Annotated in this window: 1 protein-coding gene; it reads left to right on the top strand. The window is 51.6% G+C overall.

All coding sequences use genetic code 11. The features are described 5' to 3' along the window. Positions 1-151: 151 nt before the first annotated feature. Positions 152-576: IS200/IS605 family transposase (gene tnpA / locus GWG54_RS20640; protein ID WP_167939498.1), on the top strand; the 425-nt coding region annotated here is incomplete at its 3' end.

The raw sequence follows: 576 nt of genomic DNA, 5'->3' as shown, positions 1-576 counted from the left end.
GATTGGAAAGCGTCCCTTCCAAAGGGGCGCTTTTTTCTTGTAATCAAAGTAAATCTCCACCTACGGTGGAGGACTGGACGAGTTCTACATCGTAGTGGAGAGACCTCCGGCTTGGACCGTTAGCGCGGACGAGACGTTAAACGGAGGTTTTATGGAAGAACGATCGCAATCGCATGCGACGTGGGACTGCAAGTACCATATCGTTTTTGCAAGCAAATACCGGACGAAACGCCTTTACGGGGACGTGCGTCGTGAATTGGGTGAGCTTTTGCATAGGCTTGCTCGACAAAAGGAATGCGAGATCCACGAAGGGCATCTTATGCCCGACCACGTGCATATGTTGATCTCGATCCCGCCGAAGTATTCAGTTGCGCATGTGGTTGGCTTTTTGAAGGGCAAGACTGCGCTCTACATCGCCAATAAATATGCCCGCAAACGGCGCTACAAAGGCTATCACTTTTGGGCGCGGGGATACTACGTGTCCACGGCTGGGCACGATGAGCAGGTCGTCAGACGGTATATCCGTAATCAAGAAAAGGCCGACAAAGCTTCCGACTTTGCCGACCTCTTTAATCG

It is taken from the genome of Natronococcus sp. JC468 (assembly GCF_012163165.1).
GTDB classification, from domain to species: Archaea; Halobacteriota; Halobacteria; order Halobacteriales; family Natrialbaceae; genus Natronococcus; species Natronococcus jeotgali.
Note: the sequence above shows the minus strand (reverse complement) of the source record. Positions and strands in the feature narration are given on the sequence as shown.